Source organism: Microbacterium testaceum (assembly GCF_001476655.1).
GTDB classification, from domain to species: domain Bacteria; phylum Actinomycetota; class Actinomycetes; order Actinomycetales; family Microbacteriaceae; genus Microbacterium; species Microbacterium testaceum_C.
Genome location: NZ_LDRT01000021.1, coordinates 65,340 through 85,794 on the forward strand (window position 1 = coordinate 65,340; position 20,455 = coordinate 85,794).

Below are 20,455 nucleotides of genomic sequence, written 5' to 3' on the forward strand. Positions count from 1 at the left end.
CTGGCCAGGGTGCACAGGGGAACCTTACCCAACGCGTCCTGTGCGATTGCCTGTGCGCGCCGTGCGCGACGACGGCTCCGGATGCCGGGAGCCGCCGCCGCGGTCGGATCGATCAGGCGAACGCCTCCGGCGGCGGGCACGAGCACACCAGGTTGCGGTCGCCGTAGGCCTGGTCGATGCGTCGCACCGGGGGCCAGTACTTGCCGCGGATGAGCGAACGCACGGGGTACACGGCGGTCTCGCGCGAGTAGGGGTGCTCCCACTCCCCCACGACCACCGTCTCGGCGGTGTGCGGGGCGTTGACGAGCGGGTTGTCGTCGGCCGGCCACTCCCCCGCGGCGACGGCGAGGGCCTCGTGCTTGATCGCGATCATGGCATCCACGAAGCGATCCAGCTCGGCGAGGCCTTCGCTCTCGGTCGGCTCGACCATGAGGGTGCCGGCGACCGGGAACGACATCGTCGGCGCGTGGAATCCGTAGTCGATGAGGCGCTTGGCCACGTCGTCGACGGTCACCCCGGTCTGCTCCTTGAGGGGGCGCAGGTCGAGGATGCACTCGTGCGCGACGAGACCGCCCTCGCCGGCGTAGAGCACCGGGTAGTGCTCGCGCAGGCGCGTGGCGATGTAGTTCGCCGAGAGCACCGCCGCGGCGGTGGCCTGACGCAGTCCCTCGGCGCCCATCATGCGCACGTAGGCCCACGAGATCGGCAGGATGCCGGCGGAGCCGTGCGGGGCCGCCGAGACCGGTCCGCCGTCGAACACGCCGCCGGCGTGCTCGGCACGCTGCGAGAACGGGTGCGAGGGAAGGAACGGTGCCAGGTGCGCCTTCGCGGCGACCGGGCCCACGCCGGGACCGCCACCGCCGTGCGGGATCGCGAACGTCTTGTGCAGGTTGAGGTGCGAGACGTCGCCGCCGAGGTCGCCGAAGCGCGCGAAACCGAGCAGCGCGTTGAGGTTGGCGCCGTCGACGTACACCTGCCCGCCGGCGTCGTGCACGGCCTGCGTGATCTCGAGCACGTCGTGCTCGTACACCCCGTGGGTCGAGGGGTACGTGATCATCAGGGCCGACAGCTCGGCCGCGTGCTGCGCGATCTTCGCGCGCAGGTCGCCGAGGTCGACGTTGCCGGCCTCGTCGCACGCAACGACGACGACCTTCATGCCCGCGAGGATCGCCGACGCGGCATTCGTGCCGTGAGCCGACGACGGGATGAGGCAGACGGTGCGCTCGGTGTCGCCGTTCGCGAGGTGGTAGCCGCGGATGGCGAGCAGGCCCGCGAGCTCGCCCTGCGATCCGGCGTTCGGCTGCAGGGAGACGGCGTCGTAGCCCGTGACCTCCGCGAGCCACCGTTCGAGCTGCGCGATCATCTCGAGGTAGCCGCGCACGTCGGCCTCGGGGGCGAAGGGGTGCACGCGCGAGAACTCCGGCCACGACACCGCCGCCATCTCGGTCGCGGCGTTGAGCTTCATCGTGCACGAGCCCAGCGGGATCATGCCGCGGTCGAGCGCGTAGTCGCGGTCGGCGAGGGTCTTGAGGTACCGCATCATCGCCGTCTCGCTGCGGTGAGCGTGGAAGACGGGGTGCGTGAGGTACTCGTCGTCGCGGTGCAGCGCGCCGTCGACGCCGCGCAGAGCCTCGCCCTCGGGCAGGTCGATCGCCGCCGAGCCGAAGGTGCCGGAGCCGAAGCCGCCGAGGCCGAACGCGTCCAGCACGGCCGCGAGGTCGGCATCCGTCGTCGTCTCGTCCACCGAGACGCCCACGGTCGCGTCATCGACCCACAGCAGCTGGTAACCGCGCTCGCGTGCGCGATCGACGATGTCCTGCGCCCGACCGGGAACGTGCACGCGGACGGTGTCGAAGAACGCGTCGCTCACGAGGGTGAGGTCGTACGAACGCAGAGCGGATGCCAGGGAGTCGGTCGTGCGCGCGACGCGGGTCGCGATCGCCCGCAGCCCGTCGGGCCCGTGGTACACGGCGTACATCGCGGCCATGACGGCCAGCAGCACCTGCGCGGTGCAGATGTTCGACGTCGCCTTCTCGCGGCGGATGTGCTGTTCGCGCGTCTGCAGCGACAGGCGGTAGGCGGGGGCGCCGACGGCATCCTGGGACACTCCGACCAGGCGCCCGGGCAGCTGGCGCTCGAGACCCGCGCGCACGGCCATGTAGCCGGCGTGCGGTCCGCCGAAGCCGAGCGGCACGCCGAAGCGCTGGGTCGTGCCGACGGCGACGTCGGCGCCGAGGGCACCGGGCGAGCGCAGCAGCGTGAGCGCGAGCAGGTCGGCCGCGGCCACGACGAGACCGCCGTTCGCGTGCACGGCCTCGGCGACGGCCGAGAAGTCCCACACGCGACCGGTCGCGCCGGGGTACTGCACGAACGCGCCGAACGCTTCGGGCATCTCGCCCGCGAACGACGTCTCGACGATGCGGATGCCGACCGCCGCCGCGCGGTGGTGCAGCAGCGCCTTGGTCTGCGGCAGCGCGTCGACGTCGACGAGGAAGACGTCGGTCTTGGCCTTCGACGCACGGCGGGCGACGAGCATGCCCTCGACCACGGCGGTGGACTCATCCAGCATCGAGGCGTTCGCCGTGGCGAGCCCCGTCAGGTCGGTGACCATCGTCTGGAAGTTGATGAGCGCCTCGAGGCGCCCCTGCGAGATCTCGGGCTGGTACGGCGTGTACGCCGTGTACCAGGAGGGGTTCTCGAGGACGTTGCGCGCGATCACCGACGGGGTGAAGGTGTCGTAGTAGCCGAGGCCGATCATCGGGCGGGCGGAACGGTTCGCGGTCGCCAGCTCGCGCAGTTCGGCCAGCGCCTCGGCCTCGGTCGCGGCGACGGGGATGTCGCTGGTCTCGCGGGGCCGGACGTGGATGGATGCCGGAACGGCGGTCTCGACGAGAGCCTCGACGCTGTCGTACCCGACGACCTCGAGCATGTGCGCCTGCGCGTCGGGTCCGATGCCGATGTGGCGATCGGTGAAGGCGGCGGGAGAGCCGGTTTCGGTGCGGGGAGGGAGAAGGGTGCTCATGCGGTGAGGTCCTCGTAGGCGGCGCGGTCGAGCAGGTCGCCGGGGAGCTCGCCCTCGACGCGGATCTTGATGAGCCATCCGCCGGCGAAAGGTTCGGCGTTGACCAGGGAGGGGTCGTCGACGACGGCGTCGTTCACCTCGACGACGGTTCCCGAGAGCGGCGCGTAGAGCTCACCGACCGACTTGGTCGACTCGATCTCGCCGCAGACGTCGCCCGCGGTCACCGTGGAGTCGGCGCCCGGGAGTTCGACGAACACGACGTCGCCGAGCTTGTCGGCGGCGAAGTCGGTGATCCCCACGGTGGCGATGTCGCCTTCGAGGGCGATCCACTCGTGCTCGGAGGTGTAGCTGAGGGCGGTGCGGTCGGTCATGCGTTTCTCCGATAGAAGGGAAGGGCGGTGACGGTCGCGGGGATGCGGGTTCCGCGCACGTCGATGGTCAGTTCGGTTCCGATGGCGGATGCCGCGGGGGCGACGAACGCCATCGCGACGGGGTGGCCGAGGGTGGGGCTGAGGGCACCGCTGGTGATCTCGCCGACGGTATCGTCGCCGTGCAGCACGGCGTAGCCGGCGCGTCCGGCGCGGCGGCCGTCCGACACGAGTCCGACGAGCACGGGGGCGTCGGCGGGGCCTGATGACAGGCCGTCCTTGCCGACGAACGCCTCCTTGTCGACCGCGACGACGCGGCCGAGGCCCGCTTGCGCCGGGACGATGTCACGCGAAAGCTCGTGGCCGTATAGGGGCATGCCGGCCTCGAGGCGCAGGGTGTCGCGCGCGGCGAGTCCGCACGGGACGAGCCCGCGGTCGGCACCCGCGGCGAGCGCGGCGTCCCACAGGGCGCCGGCCTGCGCGGTGGGGATCATCAGCTCGTAGCCGTCCTCGCCGGTGTAGCCGGTGCGGGCGACGAACAGAGGCGCGCCGTCGAAGGCGCCCGCGGTCCAGGCGTAGTAGCCGAGCTCGTCGAGCGGAGTGCCGGTGATCTCGACCCCCGGGGTGGAGCTCAGGATGCCACGCGCCTCGGGGCCTTGGAGGGCGATGAGGGCGTAGGAGTCGGTGACGTCGGCGACCGTGAGGGTTCCGGTCCCTTCGACGGGCTCCGGGACCTCGGTCGCGGCGTCGGGGGCGTCGGTGGCTGAGCCCGTCGACGTGTCCGAGGCGGGGAGCCACGTCGCCTGCGCGGTCGCGAACGCCGCGGCCACGGCATCCCGGTTGCCCGCGTTCGAGATGACGAGGAAGGAGTCGTCGCCCGTGCGGTAGACGATCACGTCGTCGACGATCCCGCCCGACTCGGCGAGAACGAGGGAGTACTTCGCCTTGCCCACCTTCATGGTGGAGAGGCGACCGGCGAGCACGTAGTCGAGGAACGCGGCCGCCCGCGGGCCGTCGACGCGGAACTCGGCCATGTGCGAGATGTCGAACAGGCCCGCGGCTTCGCGCACGGCGCGGTGCTCGGCGAGGTCGGAGGTGTAGCGCACGGGCATGTTCCAGCCGCCGAAGTCGGTGAACGAGGCGCCGAGAGCCTCGTGCCGTTCGTGCAGCGGCGACGTGCGCGGTGGAGCAGGGGTTTCGGTCATGAGTTCTGCCGTTCGCGATGACGGACAGACGCCGGTCGGCGCCTGAAGAACTCCCCCTCTGTCATGAACCTGAGAGTTTCGCCCGCGCAGCCCGTTCGGGCGGACAAGGGCTTTCACCGTCGGCGGATCCGGCGCGGTGCACCCGGATCACTTTCCAGAGTGGCCCGATCGACGCGGTACGCGTACCTGAGAGATTGGCGGGGAGGCTTGCTCCTTCGGTGCCCGGCTGCGTTCGCCGGAGCTCTCCCGCATCGATCATGGGGCCGGTGTGGACTTGTGGGGTCAGCCTAGCGGGTGGGGGCGCGAGGCACAGCCCGCGCTCGGGGAATCAGTAGGAGCCGCCGGGCCAGACGTCGTCGGGGAGGCGGATGCAGGGAGAGCCTGAATCAATGTCGAGTTCAGCCCGAGTTCTGATGTAGCGAACGACCCACATGGACTGATTCACGCCGCTGAGAGTCACGAGCAAGTCACCCTGGTTCTCTCTTCTACTGACGCTGAGATCGTCCCGGCCAGCGAAGCTATCGGCGATCGCCCCGATCACCTCCTCGGGGGCCGGATCACCGACGATGTTCGCCGTCAAACCGCCAGCCCATTGTCTTGCTCCATCACGAGAACACGGGAGAAGTGCCCCCTTCTCCTGTTGTTCGAGGTTTGTCGCAAGGCCCGGCGGCAACGATTGCACGATCTCGCGCTCCATCTCCTGCGCGAGACTCTTCGCGTCGTCAAGCGACATCTGCTCGTCAACGAGACCCGTGGAACCGCTGCATCCGGTCAAGGCACCAGCAAGCACAATCGCAACGAAAGCTGCAGAAACGACCAACCGCCTCATTCGTAGATCTTCTTCCTCAGATCGTTCAAGGGACCGATGTTGTCTCCACTGACCCCCGCGATCAGATTGTGGTTGGCCAACGGCGACAGAGACACACGCAGCGAGGGGCCGTCCGGGTCGAGGAACGGAGCGAGGTCCCCACCGAGCGGGACCTCCGCGTCCGTCTTCCGCTCGTAGAGGTGACTTTGGAAAGCCGAGACACTATCAGGCGCTCGGCCCGCGTTGACCAACATCCCGTCTTGAGCCATCGAAAGCGCATCCGTGTAGCTCCAGTGCGAGTAGCTCGTCGAAGAGTGTGGCGCCCACCCGTCGGGAACCCAGGCACCGGACAGCGAGTGGACTTGGGCATAGCGCGCTCCGTGCATCTCAGAAGCCGTGATCGGGACAAGTCCCCAGCTGTGCCCCACGGCGAATTGCAGTCCGTCCGCCAGGGACGGATCGCTCGACACTTCTCGCTGGAACCTCGCGAGCGCCTCCCCCGCCGGCGCAGCGCGGTCAGGGTCGTTGGCTTCGAGGAGGCCGATCCCGAATCCCGCCTGCCCCGGATACTGGTCGTCGCCGGGGAAGTCCGCGCCCTTCCACACGAACGCGACCATCCCGCTCTCCTGATCCGTCATCCACTGCGAGATGCTCTGAACCTCGCCCCGATAGAAGCTGTCTACCCGCGTGAACGTTCCGGGCACGTAGGTCAGGACCCTCGTCGTCCCAGGCCCGGGCGTACCGAACATCTCGATGATGCGATTGTCCGCAGGCTCGTAAAGGTAGAGCTGCACGTCGCCTGCGTCGACACTACGGAGGTAGTCGCGCTCTGCTCGCAGGGCGTCCCTTTTCGCCCGCCGCTCCGCCTGCAAGTCAGCACTCGCTCCTTCCTGCAGCACGCGTTCCCACCCGGGCAGCTCATCCTCCACCTCACGAAGACGCGCTCGCGCGCTCACCCGATTGGCGGCGACCCGGTCGAGCGGCGGAACGCCTCCCAGGGCGCCGACGAGGACTGGCGCGCCGTCGATGAGTGCCGCGACGGTGCCCGGCGGGAGCGTGTCCCACCACGCGCGGACGACCTCCGGTGAGGGCGGATAGGCCCGCAAGAGCTCCGCCCACTCGGGGTGAGCGGCGAGGAGGCGCGCAACCCGAGACGTGTCGGCCCGTGCGAGCGCGAAGAGAGGAACCAACACCATGTCGTCGGCTCTTGCCTGGGTGCGCGCCGACCAGGTCAGCCGGGGTCCGAGCGGTGGCGGGGAGGCATCCGGAATCGCAACCTCCCACGGCGGAGGCGGGGCAATGGCGTCGAGGTCTGAGCGCGCTTGGTCGAGGCGCTCTTGCACGGCGGCCGCGAACCGCTCGATCTGCACCTCCAATTCGCTCGCTCGTTCGGGATCCTCGACGCCCCGTGCCGCGCTCGAGAACTCCTCGGCATCGTCCACGAGTCCGCGCCGTCGCATCGCGAGCCACATCAGGTCGTCGGCGAGCTGGTCCATGATGTCCGCGGCGCGGACCAGCGCTCCTCCCACATCCGCGCTGACGAGGACCAGAGACCTCATCTTGGCGATCAGCTCCTCCGCTTCCGGTGCCTGGTACACGGCCTCGAGACCGTCCCAGGTCGAGGCCGCCTCCGCCCCGACCCCGGGAAGAACGCCCGCACGATCACGCAGCTCCTGGGCGACGCGTGACAGCTCTCCGAATTCCACGGGCAACTCAGGGATCGCGCCGAAGCCCATGCTCACGCGACTCGCCACCGTCCGGTCCCCTGGCGTGCGACGCTCTGATCCGCGTTCAGGGCCATCGCCGCGTCGGCGCGGCAGTACTCCGTGACCGCCTGCTCAGCCCCCTCCAGCAGCGCTCCCGCGTACTCGGCGAGCCCGCCCACCTTCGCCTCCCACGGGCCCATCGCCCTGTCGAACCCTCGAGAGAGCTGCGGTGCCGAGGAGACGGCATCCCGAACCGCCCGCAAGGCCTGCACGGTGGCACTGACCGCGTTCGTCAGCTCGTCGAGCGAACGCGACGTGACCGCGGCAAGGTCGAGGAACCCCGGAACATCGATCGCGTATCGGTCGGTCATCCGCGAGACGGTAGTCGGATCGCCGAGACAGCCCCGGAATCTCTCCCCAGGCCTCCCACCTGGTGAGGAGAGGTCGGCGAGGGCGCGTCAGCGCGGAATACAGGCGCCGGATGCCACGGGCGTCGACAGCGATCCGAGTTGGGCGAGGACGGGCTCGAGCTCGGCCGGGGTCATGGCGTAGCCGACGTTGTCGTCGGTGTCGGATCGGGCGAAGACAACGCCGGCGACATCGCCGGACGGCGTGAGCAGCGGTCCCCCGGAGTTGCCGGGTCGCACGACCGCGGCGAGCGCGTAGATCTCGCGCGGGCTCGACTCACCGTCGTAGATGTCGGGCACGGGGACGCTGCCCACCGACAGGACCTGCGCGCTGCCGGAGGTGAAGGGACCCCCGTACGGGTAGCCCTGCACGACGGCGGCCGCTCCGACCTCGAGCGTGGACACGACGGGGAGGGGCCTGGCATCCAGTCCGTCGACGGCGACGACGGCCAGGTCGTCCGCGGGATCGAAGTAGACGACGCGGCCCTCTCGCGCCGGCTGGCCGGGCAGTTCGACGAGAGGTGTGTCGACGCCCGCGACGACGTGCGCGTTCGTGATCACGCGACCGTCGCCCGCGACGAAGCCGGATCCGCTCGAGGTGATGCCGCAGGCGTACGCTGTGCCCGAGATCCGGGCGACCGACTGGGCCGCCTCGGTCAGGGCGGGATCGTCCAGCGCGATGTCGGGTGCGGTGGGGACCGGTCCGATCTGGATCAGCTGTCCCAGGCGCGGGATGCCGTCGGCGAGAACCGTTCCGCGAAGCTGCGCGATGGCCGCGCGCAGCGGGTCGGGCGTGATGTCGTCGATGGTGCGCACGACGGCCGACGAGCCAAGCGCGGCGGAGACCACCGGCATACCGGCCGGGACGAGCGAACCCGACACGAACGAGATGGCGAGGGCCGCAGCGGCGACGTTGACGACCCCGCCCAGGAGCCGCTCCGGGACGCGCAGCTTGATGCGGTCCGCGCCCCGCCGGAAGACCTGCCCCACGGCGCTACCGAGCCCCGCGCCGAGAAGGAGCAGCAGAACACCGGCACCGACCATGGCCGGTCCCCGCCAGGCCGGTTCGGCGACCCATTGCCCGACGAAGGGGGTCACCCAGAACGCGGCGACGGCACCGAGCGCGAGGCCGGCGAAGAAGCCGATCGTGGCGAGGAAGCCGCGCGACAGCCCCACGAGAAGAGCGATCGCCAGCACGACGATCAGCACGATGTCGACGACCGGCATCCGCACCTCCTGAATCCCTCCGAGGCTAGGACGCACGTCTGAGAGAACGCTTTCGACGCGCTGGCCCCGGTGCGCGGCGTGCCCGTGTCGTTGGCCGATAAACGCCGTTCGTGTCGAGACACGCGGTGTGTCGCCGTGTCTCGACACGATCGGCGTTTATCGCGGGCTTACCGGAGACCGCACGCGCCGATTCGCCCTTCGGGTCCGGATGACACTAAGATCGTAAGCGGAGATATGGTCACCATGACACGAACCCCTCAGCCCGAGAACCGCGACGCCGACGTGCGCGTCGCGGTGTCGACCGTGATCTTCAGCGTGCGGCGCGATGCGCACGATGAGCCCGTGCTGTCGCTTCCCCTCGTCCGCCGCACGCGCGACCCGTTCGACGGCCGGTGGGCACTGCCCGGCGGATGGCTGGATGCCACCGAAAGCCTTGACGCCGCGGCATCCCGGACCCTCGCCGAGACGACCGGCCTCACCCCCAGCTACCTCGAGCAGCTCTACGCGTTCGGCGCGGTCGATCGCTCCCCCACCCGGGTCGTGTCCATCGTCTATTGGGCGCTGCTGCGATCCGATGAGGTCGACGCCCAGGTGGCCGCGCACGCGCGCGAGGGCGACGCCCCCGAGAACGTCGAGTGGTTCGACGCGACCGACCTGCCGGCGCTGGCGTTCGATCACAACGACATCGTCGAGTACACGCTGTGGCGCCTGCGCAACAAGGTCGGCTACAGCCGCATCGCGCACGGACTACTGCCCGACGAGTTCACCCTCGCCGACCTGCGCGAGGTCACCGAGTCGATCCTCGGCAAACGCCTCGACCCGGCGAACTTCCGCCGCCAGGTCGACACGAGCGACACCCTCATCCCGACCGAGCGCTTCCGCACCGGAAGCCACCGCCCCGCCCGCCTCTACCGCTACAACCGCGACGTGGAGCTCGCCGACCGCGGCCCGCTCCCGTCCCGTCACTGATCGGAAACGCCCATGTCCGCCACCCTCATCACCCTGCAGCCGCGTCCCGCGATCGATCCCAGCGTCGACCACGCGATCCAGGCCATCGTCTCGGGCGCGTCCACCGACGCGACCTGCACGACCGACCTCGCCGTGGGCCCGTGGGACTTCGACACCCGCCCGGGCTACGGTCCCGGCTCGTCGATGGGCGACGTCATCCCCACCGGCGCCCCGCGCCAGGGAGAGCTCCCGGAGCAGTACCGCGACGCGTCCGACGACGAGCTCGACGCCCGCATCCGCGCCGCGAAGGCGACGCTGGGCGACCGGGTCGTCGTGCTCGGGCACTTCTACCAGCGCGAAGAGGTCGTGCGCCACGCCGACTACGTGGGCGACTCGTTCCAGCTCGCCAACGCCGCGAAGGACCGCCCCGAGGCCGAGGCGATCGTCTTCTGCGGCGTGCACTTCATGGCCGAGACCGCGGATCTGCTCTCACGTCCCGAACAGGCTGTGATCCTGCCGAACCTCGCCGCGGGCTGCTCGATGGCCGACATGGCCGACATCGATCAGGTCGAGGAGTGCTGGGAGCAGCTCGCCGACGTGCTCGGAGACCTCGAGACCCCGGATGCCGAGGGCCTCGTGCCCGTGATCCCGGTGACGTACATGAACTCCAGCGCCGCCATCAAGGGCTTCGTCGGTCGCCACGGCGGGATCGTCTGCACTTCGTCGAACGCCCGCACCGTGCTCGAGTGGGCCTTCGCGCGCGGACGCCGCGTGCTGTTCTTCCCCGACCAGCACCTCGGCCGCAACACCGCGAAGGCGATGGGCGTGCCGCTCGAGCAGATGCCGATGTGGAACCCGCGCAAGGCCCTCGGCGGCTCGACCGCGGAACAGCTCGAAGACAGCCGCGTCATCCTGTGGCACGGCTTCTGCTCGGTGCACCGCCGCTTCACCGTCGACCAGATCGCGAAGGCCCGCGCCGAGCACCCCGGCGTCCGCGTGATCGTGCACCCCGAGTGCCCGATGGACGTCGTGGATGCCGCCGACGAGGCCGGATCGACCGACATCATCCGCAAGGCGATCGCCGCCGCGACGGAGCCCACGACCTTCGCGATCGGCACCGAGATCAACCTCGTGCAGCGCCTGGCCGCGCAATATCCGCAGCACGAGATCTTCTGCCTCGACCCGGTCGTGTGCCCCTGCTCGACGATGTACCGCATCCACCCGGGCTACCTCGCGTGGGTGCTCGAGTCGCTCGTCGCGGGCGAGGTCGTCAACCGCATCACCGTCCCGGCCGACGTGGCCGAGCCCGCGACCGTGGCGCTGGAGCGCATGCTCGCCGCCAAGCCGAACGGTGCCGTGAAGTGACCTGCGTCGTCGTGGTGGGAAGCGGCATCGCCGGTCTCACGGCGGCGCTGCACGCCGCAGAGAACGGATGCCGCGTCACGGTCGTGACGAAGGGCGCGCTGCCGGACACCAACACGCGGTGGGCGCAGGGCGGCATCGCCGCGGTGACCCATCCGGCAGACACCGTCGCCTCGCACGCGGCCGACACGATCACCGCGGGCGCCGGGCTCAACGATCCGGCGGCGGTGGACGTGCTCGTGGGCGAGGGCCCCGCGCGCATCACCGAGCTGATCGCGCGGGGCGTGGCCTTCGACCGGACGGCGGACGGCGAGTTCTCACGCGGCCTGGAGGCCGCCCACGCCGTCCCCCGCGTGCTGCACGCCGGCGGAGATGCGACAGGGGCCGAGATCCAAGCCGCGCTCGGTGCCGCCGTCCGCGCCGCGGGGATCGTCGTCCTCGAGCACGCCGTGCTGCGCGACCTCCGACTCGCGAACGGCCGCATCGCGGGCATCGAGCTCGACGACGGCGAGCGAATCGACGCCGATGCCGTCATCCTGGCCACGGGAGGTGCCGGTCAGCTCTACGCGCACACGACGAATCCGGCCGGCGCGACCGGAGACGGCATCGCCGCGGCTCTTCGCGCGGGCGCCGCGGTCGCCGACCTGGAGTTCGTCCAGTTCCACCCCACCGCCCTCGCCGTGGGGGCGCCCTTCCTCGTCTCCGAAGCGGTGCGCGGTGAGGGAGCCGTGCTGGTCGACGACGCCGGACGCCGCTTCGCGTTCGACGCGCACCCCGACGGCGAGCTCGCCCCCCGCGACGTCGTGGCCCGGGCCAATGCGCGGGCGATGGCGACCCAGGACGGTCACCCGGTACGACTGGATGCCACAGCCCTCGGTGCCGAACGGCTCGCGCGGCGATTCCCCACGATCGACGCGGCCGTGCGCGAGCGCGGTCTCGACTGGGCGCGCGAGCCGATCCCGGTGACACCCGCGGCGCACTATCTCATGGGCGGTGTCGTCACCGACCTCGACGGGCGCACCACGGTCCCGGGACTGTACGCGGTGGGCGAGACGGCCCGCACCGGGGTGCACGGCGCCAACCGACTGGCATCCAATTCCCTGCTCGAGGGCGCCGTTTTCGGCGCCCGTGCCGGGGAAGCCGTCGCACGGGACGGCGACTGGCCCGTGCGACCCGAGACCCGGCGCCGCGTCGTCGCCGCGCAGCCCGCGACCGACGCGCCCCCCTTCTCGCGCCACGCTCTGCAGCAGCTGATGTGGGCCGAGGCCGGACTTGTCCGCGACGCCGACGGGCTCGCGCACGCCGCCGCGGTGCTCGCCTCGTGGAGCGCCGACCCGTCGCCGCGGACGACCGAGGAGAGGAACCTCCTCCTGGTCGCCAGCCACGTCGTGTCCGCCGCCCTGGCGCGTTCCGGATCGGTCGGCGCTCATTTCCGTTCGGACGCCCCCGATGTCGCCGCTCCCCCGCTCCCGCACCTCGCGGCCACGGCCCCGGCCGACGGAGACGGCCCCGTCCTGGCATCCATTCCCGCATCCCCGGAGGCCCTCGCATGCTGACCCGCGCCACCATCGATCGCGTCGTCGCCGCCGCCCTCGACGAGGACGCCCCCTGGGGCGACCTCACGAGCGAGGCACTCATCCCCGCCGACGCCACCGCCCGTGCCGAGCTCGTCGCGCGTGTCGACGGCGTCTTCAGCGGTGCGGCCGTCTTCGCCGCGGCGTTCACGCTCACCGATCCGTCGGTCGCGGTGGACCAGCGCGTCGGCGACGGCGAGCGCTTCGGCCCCGGCGACACGCTCGCCGTGGTCACCGGCCCCGCGCGCGCGGTGCTGACGGCCGAGCGCATCGGACTCAACTTCGTGCAGCGCATGTCCGGCATCGCCACTCTGACCAGCCGATACGTGTCCGAGGTCGCGCACACGGGCGCGCGCATCGTCGACACCCGCAAGACCACGCCCGGCCTGCGCGCGATCGAGCGACAGGCCGTCCGTGACGGCGGCGGGCACAATCACCGCTTCTCGCTCTCGGACGCGGTGATGGCGAAGGACAACCACCTCGCGGTCCTCACCGCGAGCGGCCTCTCGGTCACGCAGGCGCTCGAGAGCGCGATCGCCCGCCTCCCCCACACCACGCACGTCGAGGTCGAGGTCGACCGGCTCGACCAGATCGACGCGGTCCTCGCCGCCGGGGTCGGCACGATCATGCTCGACAACTTCTCGCTCGACGACCTCCGCGTCGGCGTCGCCCGCATTGCCGGGGCGGCGCAGGTCGAGGCCTCGGGCGGGGTGACCCTCGAAACGGTTCGCGCGATCGCCGAGACCGGGGTCGACGTGATCTCGGTCGGTGCGCTCACGCACTCCGCCCCGGCCCTCGACCTGGGCCTGGACATTCGCATCGAGACGGCGTGACGCTCTACCTCGACAACGCCGCCACGACCCCCGTGCGCCCCGAGGTGCTCGAGGCCATGGCACCGTACCTCACACGGTTCTTCGGCAACCCGTCGAGCCATCACGAGGTCGGCGAGGTCGCGGCGTCCGCGCTGGACGACGCTCGTGGGCGCGTGGCCGCCGTGCTCGGAATGCGCGCGGGCGACGTCATGTTCACGTCGGGCGGCACCGAGTCCAACAACGCGGCGATCAAGGGCATCGTGCTCGGTTCGGCGAAGAAGCACCTCGTCACCACGGGGATCGAGCACGAATCGGTGCTCGCGTCCGCCGACTACCTTGCACGGCTGCACGGGGTCGAGGTCGTACACGCTCCCGTCGACGGCACCGGCACGCTGACGCCCGCAGCCCTCGCCGACGCGCTGCGTGATGACACCGCGCTGGTGAGCATCGGTTACGCGAACAACGAGGTCGGCACGATCCAGGATGCCGCCGCCCTCGCGGCCGCGGCTCACGCGCGCGGCGTGCCGCTGCACCTCGACGCGGTCCAGGCCGCGGGCTGGCTCCCGCTGTCCGGGACGGGTGCGGATGCCGTCACCGTGGCCGGACACAAGATCGGCGCTCCCAAGGGCACCGGGATCCTCGCGGTGCGAGGACGACTGCCGTTCGAGCCTCTCCTGCACGGCGGAGGTCAGGAGCGCGGACGTCGATCGGGCACCCCCGACGTCGCGGGAGCGGTGGCCATCGCGCGCGCCCTCGAACTCGCCGAGGCGGAACGCGCCGAAGAAGCCGCCCGCGTGTCGGCGATCCGGGACGCCTTCATCGCCCGGATTCTCGCCCTCGTTCCGGGTGCGCGGGTCACCGGTCACCCCGAGCATCGACTGCCGGGGACAGCGAGTTTCGTCTTCCCGGGCACGAACGGCGAGACCGTGCTGCTCGAGCTCGAGCGGCGCGGGGTCGTCTCCTCCAGCGGATCCGCGTGCGCCGCGGGGAGCGACGAGGCCTCGCACGTGCTCCTCGCCCTCGGGATCGCCCACGACGACGCGCGCACGGCCGTCAGGTTCACCCTCCCCCACGGGCTGACGGCTTCCTTGGAACCGGTCGCGGATGCGGTCGCGGCCGCCGTATCCGCCGTAGGATCGCGCGGGTGAGCACCACCGGCGTGACCGTCATCGTTCCCGGCTTCAACGTCGCCGACTACGCCGAGGAGGCGCTCGATTCCCTCCGCGCGCAGACGCACGAGCACTGGAGCGCCGTGCTCGTCGACGACGCCTCGACCGACGACACGCGGCAGCTGTTCGCCGATGCGGCGGTCGCCGACGCGCGGTTCCAGGTCGTCCGGCACGAGACCCAGCGCGGCCTCGGCGCCGCCCGGAACACCGGGCTCTCGGCGGTGCAGACGACGTACACGGCCTTCCTCGACGCCGACGACCGGCTCCGCCCGGACGCCCTCGCTCTCCTCGCCGACACACTCGACCGGACCGGCAGCGATTTCGTCGTCGGCGCGTACGTGCGTCTGCGCCCGGATGCCGAGGGGCCCGGCTACACCGCGGGCGAGGTGCAGCCCTGGGTCGCGGCCGCCACCGACCCGGCGCGGGAGCGGACGTCGCTCAGCGCGCACCCCGTGGCATCCGGCAACATCGTGGCGTGGTCGAAGCTGAGCCGCACCGCGTTCTGGCGGGCCCACGACCTGCGATTCCCCGAGGGGCGCTACTACGAGGACCAGGTGCTGGCGCAGCGGATGTACACGCGGGCCGAGACGTTCGACGTGATTCCCGACGTGGTCGTCGAATGGCGGCAGCGCCGCGACGGCGGCTCGATCACGCAGCGGCTCGCGGAGCTCGACGTGCTGCGCGACTACCTCGAGGCCCTCGGGGAGGGGATCGCGGTGCTCCGCGAAGCCGGGGCCGAGGCCGCGGTCGTCGAGCGGGGAGCGCTCATCCGGACTCTCGACCTCCCACCGCTCATCGCGATCGCCGAGACGCATCCCGATCCGGCGTACCGCATCGCTCTCGAGGCGTTCGTGGAGACGCTGCCGGACTGATGGGCGTTCCCGGTCCCTCCGACAGGCTCAGGGACCTCGCTACGCCGGCGCCTCGTCGGCCCGCCGCGCGGGCAACGCGGCACGGGCGAGACCCGCGGCGTCGTGCTCCTCCTCGGCGAGGACGAACGATGCGGCGAGCTGCTCCGCCGCGAGGCTCGCGTAGAGCCCTCCCGCCGCGAGGAGCTCGGCATGCGTGCCCGACTCGACGATGCGGCCGGCATCCACCACGTGGATCCTGTCGGCCCCGATCACCGTCGACAGGCGGTGCGCGATCGACAGGGTCGTGCGGCCATGGGATGCCGTCTCGAGCGCCTCCTGCACGATGCGCTCCGACACCGTGTCGAGCGCACTCGTCGCTTCGTCGAGCAGCAGGACGGGAGGGTCCTTCAACAGCACCCGCGCGATCGCGATGCGCTGCTTCTCACCGCCCGACAAGCGGTAGCCGCGTTCGCCGACGACCGTGTCGTAGCCGGCCTCGAACCCCGCGATGACGTGATGGATGTTCGCCGCCCGGCACGCGGCCTCGATCTCCTCGTCGCTCGCCTCGGGCCGGGCATAGCGGAGGTTCTCGCGCACCGTGGCGTGGAAGAGGTAGGTCTCCTGCGAGACGATGCCGATCTCGTCGATGATCGAAGCCTGGTCGAGGGTCCGGACGTCCGCCCCGGAGAACAACACCGCCCCGCCGCTCGCCTCGTACATCCGCGGCGTGAGGTAGAGGATCGTCGTCTTGCCCGCGCCCGAGGGTCCGACGAACGCGACGTGCTGTCCCGGCTCGACCGTGAAGGACACGCCGTCCAGTGTCGGTCGTGTGTGCGCGGGGGCGTCGGGGTAACGGAACTCGACGTCGCGGAACTCGACGCGCCCGAGCGGCCCCGGGGCGGCGGAGACGGGCAGCGCATCGGGTGCGTCGACGATGGCGGGGCGCAGATCGAGGTACTCGAAGATCCGGGCGAACAAGGCCGAGGAGGTCTGCACATCGAGCGCCACGCGCATGAGGCCCATCAGGGGCATCAGGAGACGCGCCTGCACGGTCGTGAAGGCGACGATCGTCCCGGCGGTGATGGCCCCGGTGCCGCCGACGATGAGGAACCCGGCGACGAGGTAGATGACCGCGGGCACGCTCGACATGATGACCTGCACCACGGCGAAGAAGCCCTGGCCGCTCATCGCCCGCCGCACCTGCAGGTGCACCTGGTTGTCGTTCTCGGCGTCGAAACGAGCCGATTCGGTGCGCTGACGGTTGAAGGACTTCGAGAGCAGGATGCCGGACACGCTCAGGGTCTCCTGCGTGATCGCCGACAGCTCGGAGAGGGACTCCTGCGTCTCCCCGGCGATGCGCGCCCGCACCTGGCCGACCCGGCGCTGGACGAAGATGAGGAACGGCATCAGCGCGACGGCGATCAGCGTCAGGCGCCAATCGATGAGGACCATGGCCACGAGCGAGGCGATGACGGTGACCGCATTGCCGAGGATGCTGGTGACCGTGTTCGTGAGGACTCCGGACACACCCCCGACGTCGTTCTGCAACCGCGACTGGATCACGCCCGTCTTCGTGCGGGTGAAGAACCCCAGCTCCATCGCCTGGAGGTGCTCGAACAGCCGCGTGCGCAGGTCGCCGGTCACGCGGTTCCCGACTGTGGCGGTGAACCAGGTCTGCCCCACATTGAGGGCCGCCGAGAAGAGGAACAGCACGATCATGACGCTCACGAGGATCGCGAGCAGCCGCAGATCAGGCGCCGAACCGTCGATCGGGAACAGCGCGTCGTCGAAGATCCGCTGCACCAGCAGGGGTGGGATGACCCCGACCGCGGAGGCGAGGATCACGAGAAGAACGGTGAGGGCGATCCTGCCGCGGTACGGCCGGAACAGCTCGACGACCCTCCGCCCGAGGTGGGGGACGCGCGGCGCCTCGGCGTTGCGTCGACGCTGCTCGGCGGCATCGACACCGCGGAACATGCTTCCGCCAACTCCACCTGGGCCCATGCGGGCCAGCCTACGTCCGCCCGCGCGCAGGGGGCGTCCCCGGGCGTCGGCGACTAAGCTGGCGGTTTCCGCTCCCCCTGGCATCCGTTCCGCCGACATTCTTCTCGATGGTGGAATATCTCCGCGGCCCCCGCCGTTTCGTTCGATGCATGTCGCCGTTCCGGCGCCACGAAGCCCCCCGCCCCCAAAGGACCTCGTCATGGCCGCCACCGGCACCACCGTCGCTTCTCCCCCCGATACCTCGGGCGTGACGCCCGCGCAGAGCCGCGTGATCTGGCTCCTCCTCACGGCCGCGTTCGTCGCGATGCTGAACGAGACGACGATGAACGTCGCGATCCCCTTCCTCATCCGCGACCTCGGCATCACGGCCGTCTCCGCCCAGTGGCTCACCACGGCGTTCATGCTCACCATGGCCGTCGTCATCCCGATCACGGGCTTCTTGCTGCAGCGCTTCACCACGCGCCAGGTCTTCATCACCGCGATGACGCTCTTCTCGACCGGAACCCTCGTGGCCTTCCTGTCGCCCGGTTTCGAGCTCCTCGTGGTCGCGCGCGTCATCCAGGCATCGGGCACCGCGATCATGATGCCGCTCTTGATGACGACGATCATGACGATCGTGCCGCCGCAGCACCGCGGCCGGATGATGGGCCGCGTCAGCATCGTCATGGCGCTCGCACCCGCGATAGGACCGACGATGTCGGGGCTCGTGCTGCAATCGCTCGGCTGGCACTGGATCTTCGGGATCGTGCTGCCCATCGCCCTCGTGTCGCTGTTCATGGGCGCGCGGTGGATCCGCAACCTCGGCGAGACGCGCACCGCGCCGATCGATGTGGCATCCGTCATCCTCTCGGCGCTCGGTTTCGGCGGTCTCGTCTTCGGCCTCAGCCAGATCGGCGGCGGACACGGCGGCGACGCGGATGCCGCCTCCACCTCGCTCGTGACCCTCATCGCGGCTCTGACGATCGGGGTCGTCGGCCTGGGGGCCTTCATCTGGCGTCAGCTGCGCCTGCAGCGCACGGACTCCGCCTTGCTCGACCTGCGCGTGTTCCGCTCGCGCGCCTTCACGTTGACCGTCGCGCAGCTGGGCGTGATGTCGTTGGCGTTCTTCGGTGCGATCACGCTGCTACCGCTCTATCTGCAGACGGTGCTGGGGAAGAGCCCCCTCGAGACGGGGCTGGCCGTCCTGCCGGGGTCGCTCGTCATGGGCCTCGCAGGCCCGGTCATCGGGCGCATCTACGACCGCTTCGGCACGCAGGTGCTCCTCGTACCCGGTGCCGTCATCGTGAGCGGCACGCTGTGGTTCTACACCACCGTCGGCACCCAGACGTCGTTCGCGCTGCTCATCGTCGTGCAGACCGTCATGATGATCGGGCTCGCACTCTCGTTCACACCTCTGTTCACGGCCTCGCTCGGCTCGCTCGAACCGCGGTTCTACTCCTACGGCTCGGCCGTCGTCGGAACCGTGCAGCAGGTGGCGGGGGCCGCCGGCATCGCGCTACTCATCACCGTCATGTCGTCCGTCTCAGCGGCCGCCGGTGAGGGGCTGGAGGCGGACGCCTCGGGCACTCGCACCGCGTTCCTCATCGCCGCGATCATCTCGCTCCCGCTGATCGTCGGAGCGTTCGTCATCCGCAAGCCTGCGGATCAGATCGAGGGGTCCGTCCCGCTCGCGCACTGACGCGGGGGCATCGGCGCGGGTCAGAGCGAGCAGGACCCGCCGCCGCAGCACTGCGACGCGGGGCGGGACGACTCCTTCGTCTCGTCGCCGGGAGCGTTCAGCAGCGTGAGAACGGGCTTCGAATCGGACGTCGTCTCAGACGTGGTGTCAGCGGACATGCGCTCCATGCTACGCCTGCGTGCGCGCGACCGGGCCGCGCGATAACGCCGCGCTCCGGCATCCGCAACCCCCGTCCCGAGGGACGCGGCGCTTCTTAGCGTGGAGCGACCCCGATCGAGAAAGAGAGCGTCGACCCATGACCGATCTCAGCGGCAAGCGCATCGCATTCCTGCTCACCGACGGCTTCGAAGACAGCGAGCTCACCAGCCCCTGGCAAGCGGTGACGGCCGCGGGCGCCGAAGCCGTCCTCGTCTCGCCGAGCGACGGCAGCGTGACCGGCGAGAAAGGCCACGAGCAGAAGGTCGATCTCGCCGTCGGCTCCGCGTCGGCCGGCGACTTCGACGCCCTGGTCCTTCCCGGTGGCGTCCAGAACGCGGACGACATCCGCATCGTGACGGATGCCGTCTCCTTCACCCGCGACTTCTTCGAACAGCACAAGCCCGTCGCCGTCATCTGCCACGGCGGGTGGATCCTCACCGAGGCCGACGTGCTGAAGGGCCGGACGCTCACCAGCTACCCCACGCTCCAGACCGACCTGCGCAACGCGGGAGCCAGCTGGGTCGACGAGGAGGTCCACGTCGACCAGGGCCTGGTGTCGAGCCGCAACCCCGACGACCTGCCCGCGTTCAACGCCAAGCTCGTGGAGGAAGTCGCCGAGGGCCGGCACTCCGGCCAGACCGCCTGACCGTCTCCCGTCGTGGAGGGCTCCGCACCCCGGTGCGGGGCCCTCACGTGTTGTGGTCGGCGTCGGGAAGAACCTGACATGACGGGCACCACTGACCGGCGCCCTTCGTGCCCGGGATGTCCTCGACGACGCCGTCCCCCTCGGGACAGGGCTCTCCCGTTCGGCCATGGACGAGCATGGCGGCGACCTTCGCGGCCTTCTGCTGCGCGATCGGAACCCCCCGTCGCGCGATCACCGCGGACGTGAGCGTGTCGTGCAACGCGAGATGAAGTCGCGTGATGTCGTCCTCACTCAAGGACGAGGCGTGCGCGGTCGGTGAGAGCCGTGCGGCGTAAAGGATCTCGTCCGAGTAGGCGTTACCGATCCCCGCGAGCGTCTCCTGCTCCTGGAGCAGCGCCTTGAGCTGCTTACGTCGACCGCCGAGCGCCTGCGCGAGCATCTCTCGCGAGTAGCCGGGGTCGACGGCATCC

General features: G+C 70.5%; 17 protein-coding genes, 1 pseudogene and 2 riboswitches. Of the genes and pseudogenes, 8 read left to right on the forward strand and 10 right to left on the reverse strand.

What is annotated here, in order from left to right:
• Positions 1 to 112 precede the first annotated feature (112 nt).
• The 7 genes from gcvP to NS220_RS04255 form a co-directional block, all read right to left on the reverse strand.
• Positions 113 to 3,022 carry an aminomethyl-transferring glycine dehydrogenase gene (gene gcvP, locus NS220_RS04225; protein ID WP_058622845.1) on the reverse strand — a complete coding sequence of 970 codons (2,910 nt, stop codon included), beginning with the start codon at positions 3,020 to 3,022 and terminating at the stop codon, positions 113 to 115.
• The gene (gene gcvH, locus NS220_RS04230; RefSeq protein ID WP_058622846.1) at positions 3,019 to 3,393 is read right to left on the reverse strand and encodes a glycine cleavage system protein GcvH; all 375 of its coding nucleotides are present in this window, start codon (positions 3,391 to 3,393) and stop codon (positions 3,019 to 3,021) included. The genes gcvP and gcvH overlap by 4 nt, the downstream gene beginning before the upstream one ends.
• Positions 3,390 to 4,595, reverse strand: coding sequence for a glycine cleavage system aminomethyltransferase GcvT (locus tag NS220_RS04235; protein ID WP_058622847.1), 1,206 nt, complete (start codon positions 4,593 to 4,595; stop codon positions 3,390 to 3,392). The genes gcvH and NS220_RS04235 overlap by 4 nt, the downstream gene beginning before the upstream one ends.
• A 48-nt stretch (positions 4,596 to 4,643) precedes the next feature.
• A riboswitch (glycine riboswitch) is annotated at positions 4,644 to 4,759 on the reverse strand.
• Positions 4,760 to 4,854: riboswitch (glycine riboswitch) on the reverse strand.
• A 69-nt stretch (positions 4,855 to 4,923) separates the two neighbouring features.
• Positions 4,924 to 5,424 carry a hypothetical protein gene (locus NS220_RS04240; protein WP_058622848.1) on the reverse strand — a complete coding sequence of 167 codons (501 nt, stop codon included), beginning with the start codon at positions 5,422 to 5,424 and terminating at the stop codon, positions 4,924 to 4,926.
• On the reverse strand, positions 5,421 to 7,157 hold the full coding sequence (locus NS220_RS04245) for a hypothetical protein (protein ID WP_153004143.1): 1,737 nt from the start codon (positions 7,155 to 7,157) through the stop codon (positions 5,421 to 5,423). Before NS220_RS04245 ends, NS220_RS04240 begins: the two co-directional genes overlap by 4 nt.
• The gene (locus NS220_RS04250) at positions 7,142 to 7,480 is read right to left on the reverse strand and encodes a DUF6507 family protein (RefSeq protein WP_058622850.1); all 339 of its coding nucleotides are present in this window, start codon (positions 7,478 to 7,480) and stop codon (positions 7,142 to 7,144) included. The genes NS220_RS04245 and NS220_RS04250 overlap by 16 nt, the downstream gene beginning before the upstream one ends.
• An 87-nt stretch (positions 7,481 to 7,567) precedes the next feature.
• The gene (locus NS220_RS04255; protein ID WP_058622851.1) at positions 7,568 to 8,743 is read right to left on the reverse strand and encodes a MarP family serine protease; all 1,176 of its coding nucleotides are present in this window, start codon (positions 8,741 to 8,743) and stop codon (positions 7,568 to 7,570) included.
• A gap of 243 nt (positions 8,744 to 8,986) precedes the next feature.
• Between NS220_RS04255 and NS220_RS04260 the strand changes: the two genes are divergently transcribed.
• From NS220_RS04260 to NS220_RS04285, 6 genes are read left to right on the forward strand one after another with little or no spacing between them, the layout of a single operon-like run.
• Entirely contained in the window at positions 8,987 to 9,712 is a 726-nt protein-coding gene (locus tag NS220_RS04260; RefSeq protein ID WP_058622866.1) for an NUDIX hydrolase, read from the forward strand.
• A gap of 12 nt (positions 9,713 to 9,724) precedes the next feature.
• Positions 9,725 to 11,056, forward strand: a complete 1,332-nt coding sequence (gene nadA / locus NS220_RS04265) for a quinolinate synthase NadA (RefSeq protein WP_058622852.1) — start codon at positions 9,725 to 9,727, stop codon at positions 11,054 to 11,056.
• On the forward strand, positions 11,053 to 12,609 hold the full coding sequence (gene nadB, locus NS220_RS04270; RefSeq protein ID WP_058622853.1) for an L-aspartate oxidase: 1,557 nt from the start codon (positions 11,053 to 11,055) through the stop codon (positions 12,607 to 12,609). The genes nadA and nadB overlap by 4 nt, the downstream gene beginning before the upstream one ends.
• Positions 12,603 to 13,460, forward strand: coding sequence for a carboxylating nicotinate-nucleotide diphosphorylase (nadC, locus tag NS220_RS04275; RefSeq protein WP_058622854.1), 858 nt, complete (start codon positions 12,603 to 12,605; stop codon positions 13,458 to 13,460). The genes nadB and nadC overlap by 7 nt, the downstream gene beginning before the upstream one ends.
• Positions 13,457 to 14,587: a cysteine desulfurase family protein gene (locus NS220_RS04280; RefSeq protein ID WP_081322976.1), complete on the forward strand. Its 1,131-nt coding sequence runs from the start codon at positions 13,457 to 13,459 to the stop codon at positions 14,585 to 14,587. The genes nadC and NS220_RS04280 overlap by 4 nt, the downstream gene beginning before the upstream one ends.
• On the forward strand, positions 14,584 to 15,480 hold the full coding sequence (locus tag NS220_RS04285) for a glycosyltransferase family 2 protein (protein WP_058622855.1): 897 nt from the start codon (positions 14,584 to 14,586) through the stop codon (positions 15,478 to 15,480). Before NS220_RS04280 ends, NS220_RS04285 begins: the two co-directional genes overlap by 4 nt.
• A gap of 39 nt (positions 15,481 to 15,519) precedes the next feature.
• Here NS220_RS04285 and NS220_RS04290 read toward each other — a convergent pair whose 3' ends face one another.
• Positions 15,520 to 17,463 carry an ABC transporter ATP-binding protein gene (locus tag NS220_RS04290; RefSeq protein ID WP_058622856.1) on the reverse strand — a complete coding sequence of 648 codons (1,944 nt, stop codon included), beginning with the start codon at positions 17,461 to 17,463 and terminating at the stop codon, positions 15,520 to 15,522.
• A 199-nt stretch (positions 17,464 to 17,662) separates the two neighbouring features.
• Here NS220_RS04290 and NS220_RS04295 point away from each other — a divergent pair, with 199 nt between their 5' ends.
• Positions 17,663 to 19,141, forward strand: coding sequence for an MDR family MFS transporter (locus tag NS220_RS04295; RefSeq protein WP_058622857.1), 1,479 nt, complete (start codon positions 17,663 to 17,665; stop codon positions 19,139 to 19,141).
• Between the two features lie 20 nt (positions 19,142 to 19,161).
• On the opposite strand, the gene NS220_RS20000 is transcribed toward NS220_RS04295, so the two are convergent.
• Positions 19,162 to 19,299 carry a hypothetical protein gene (locus NS220_RS20000; RefSeq protein WP_193755268.1) on the reverse strand — a complete coding sequence of 46 codons (138 nt, stop codon included), beginning with the start codon at positions 19,297 to 19,299 and terminating at the stop codon, positions 19,162 to 19,164.
• A gap of 137 nt (positions 19,300 to 19,436) precedes the next feature.
• Here NS220_RS20000 and NS220_RS04300 point away from each other — a divergent pair, with 137 nt between their 5' ends.
• Complete coding sequence (locus NS220_RS04300) at positions 19,437 to 19,985, forward strand: type 1 glutamine amidotransferase domain-containing protein (protein WP_058622858.1); 549 nt, start codon at positions 19,437 to 19,439, stop codon at positions 19,983 to 19,985.
• A 43-nt stretch (positions 19,986 to 20,028) separates the two neighbouring features.
• Here NS220_RS04300 and NS220_RS04305 read toward each other — a convergent pair.
• A pseudogene (locus NS220_RS04305) lies at positions 20,029 to 20,455 on the reverse strand (Fpg/Nei family DNA glycosylase); the annotation flags it as partial.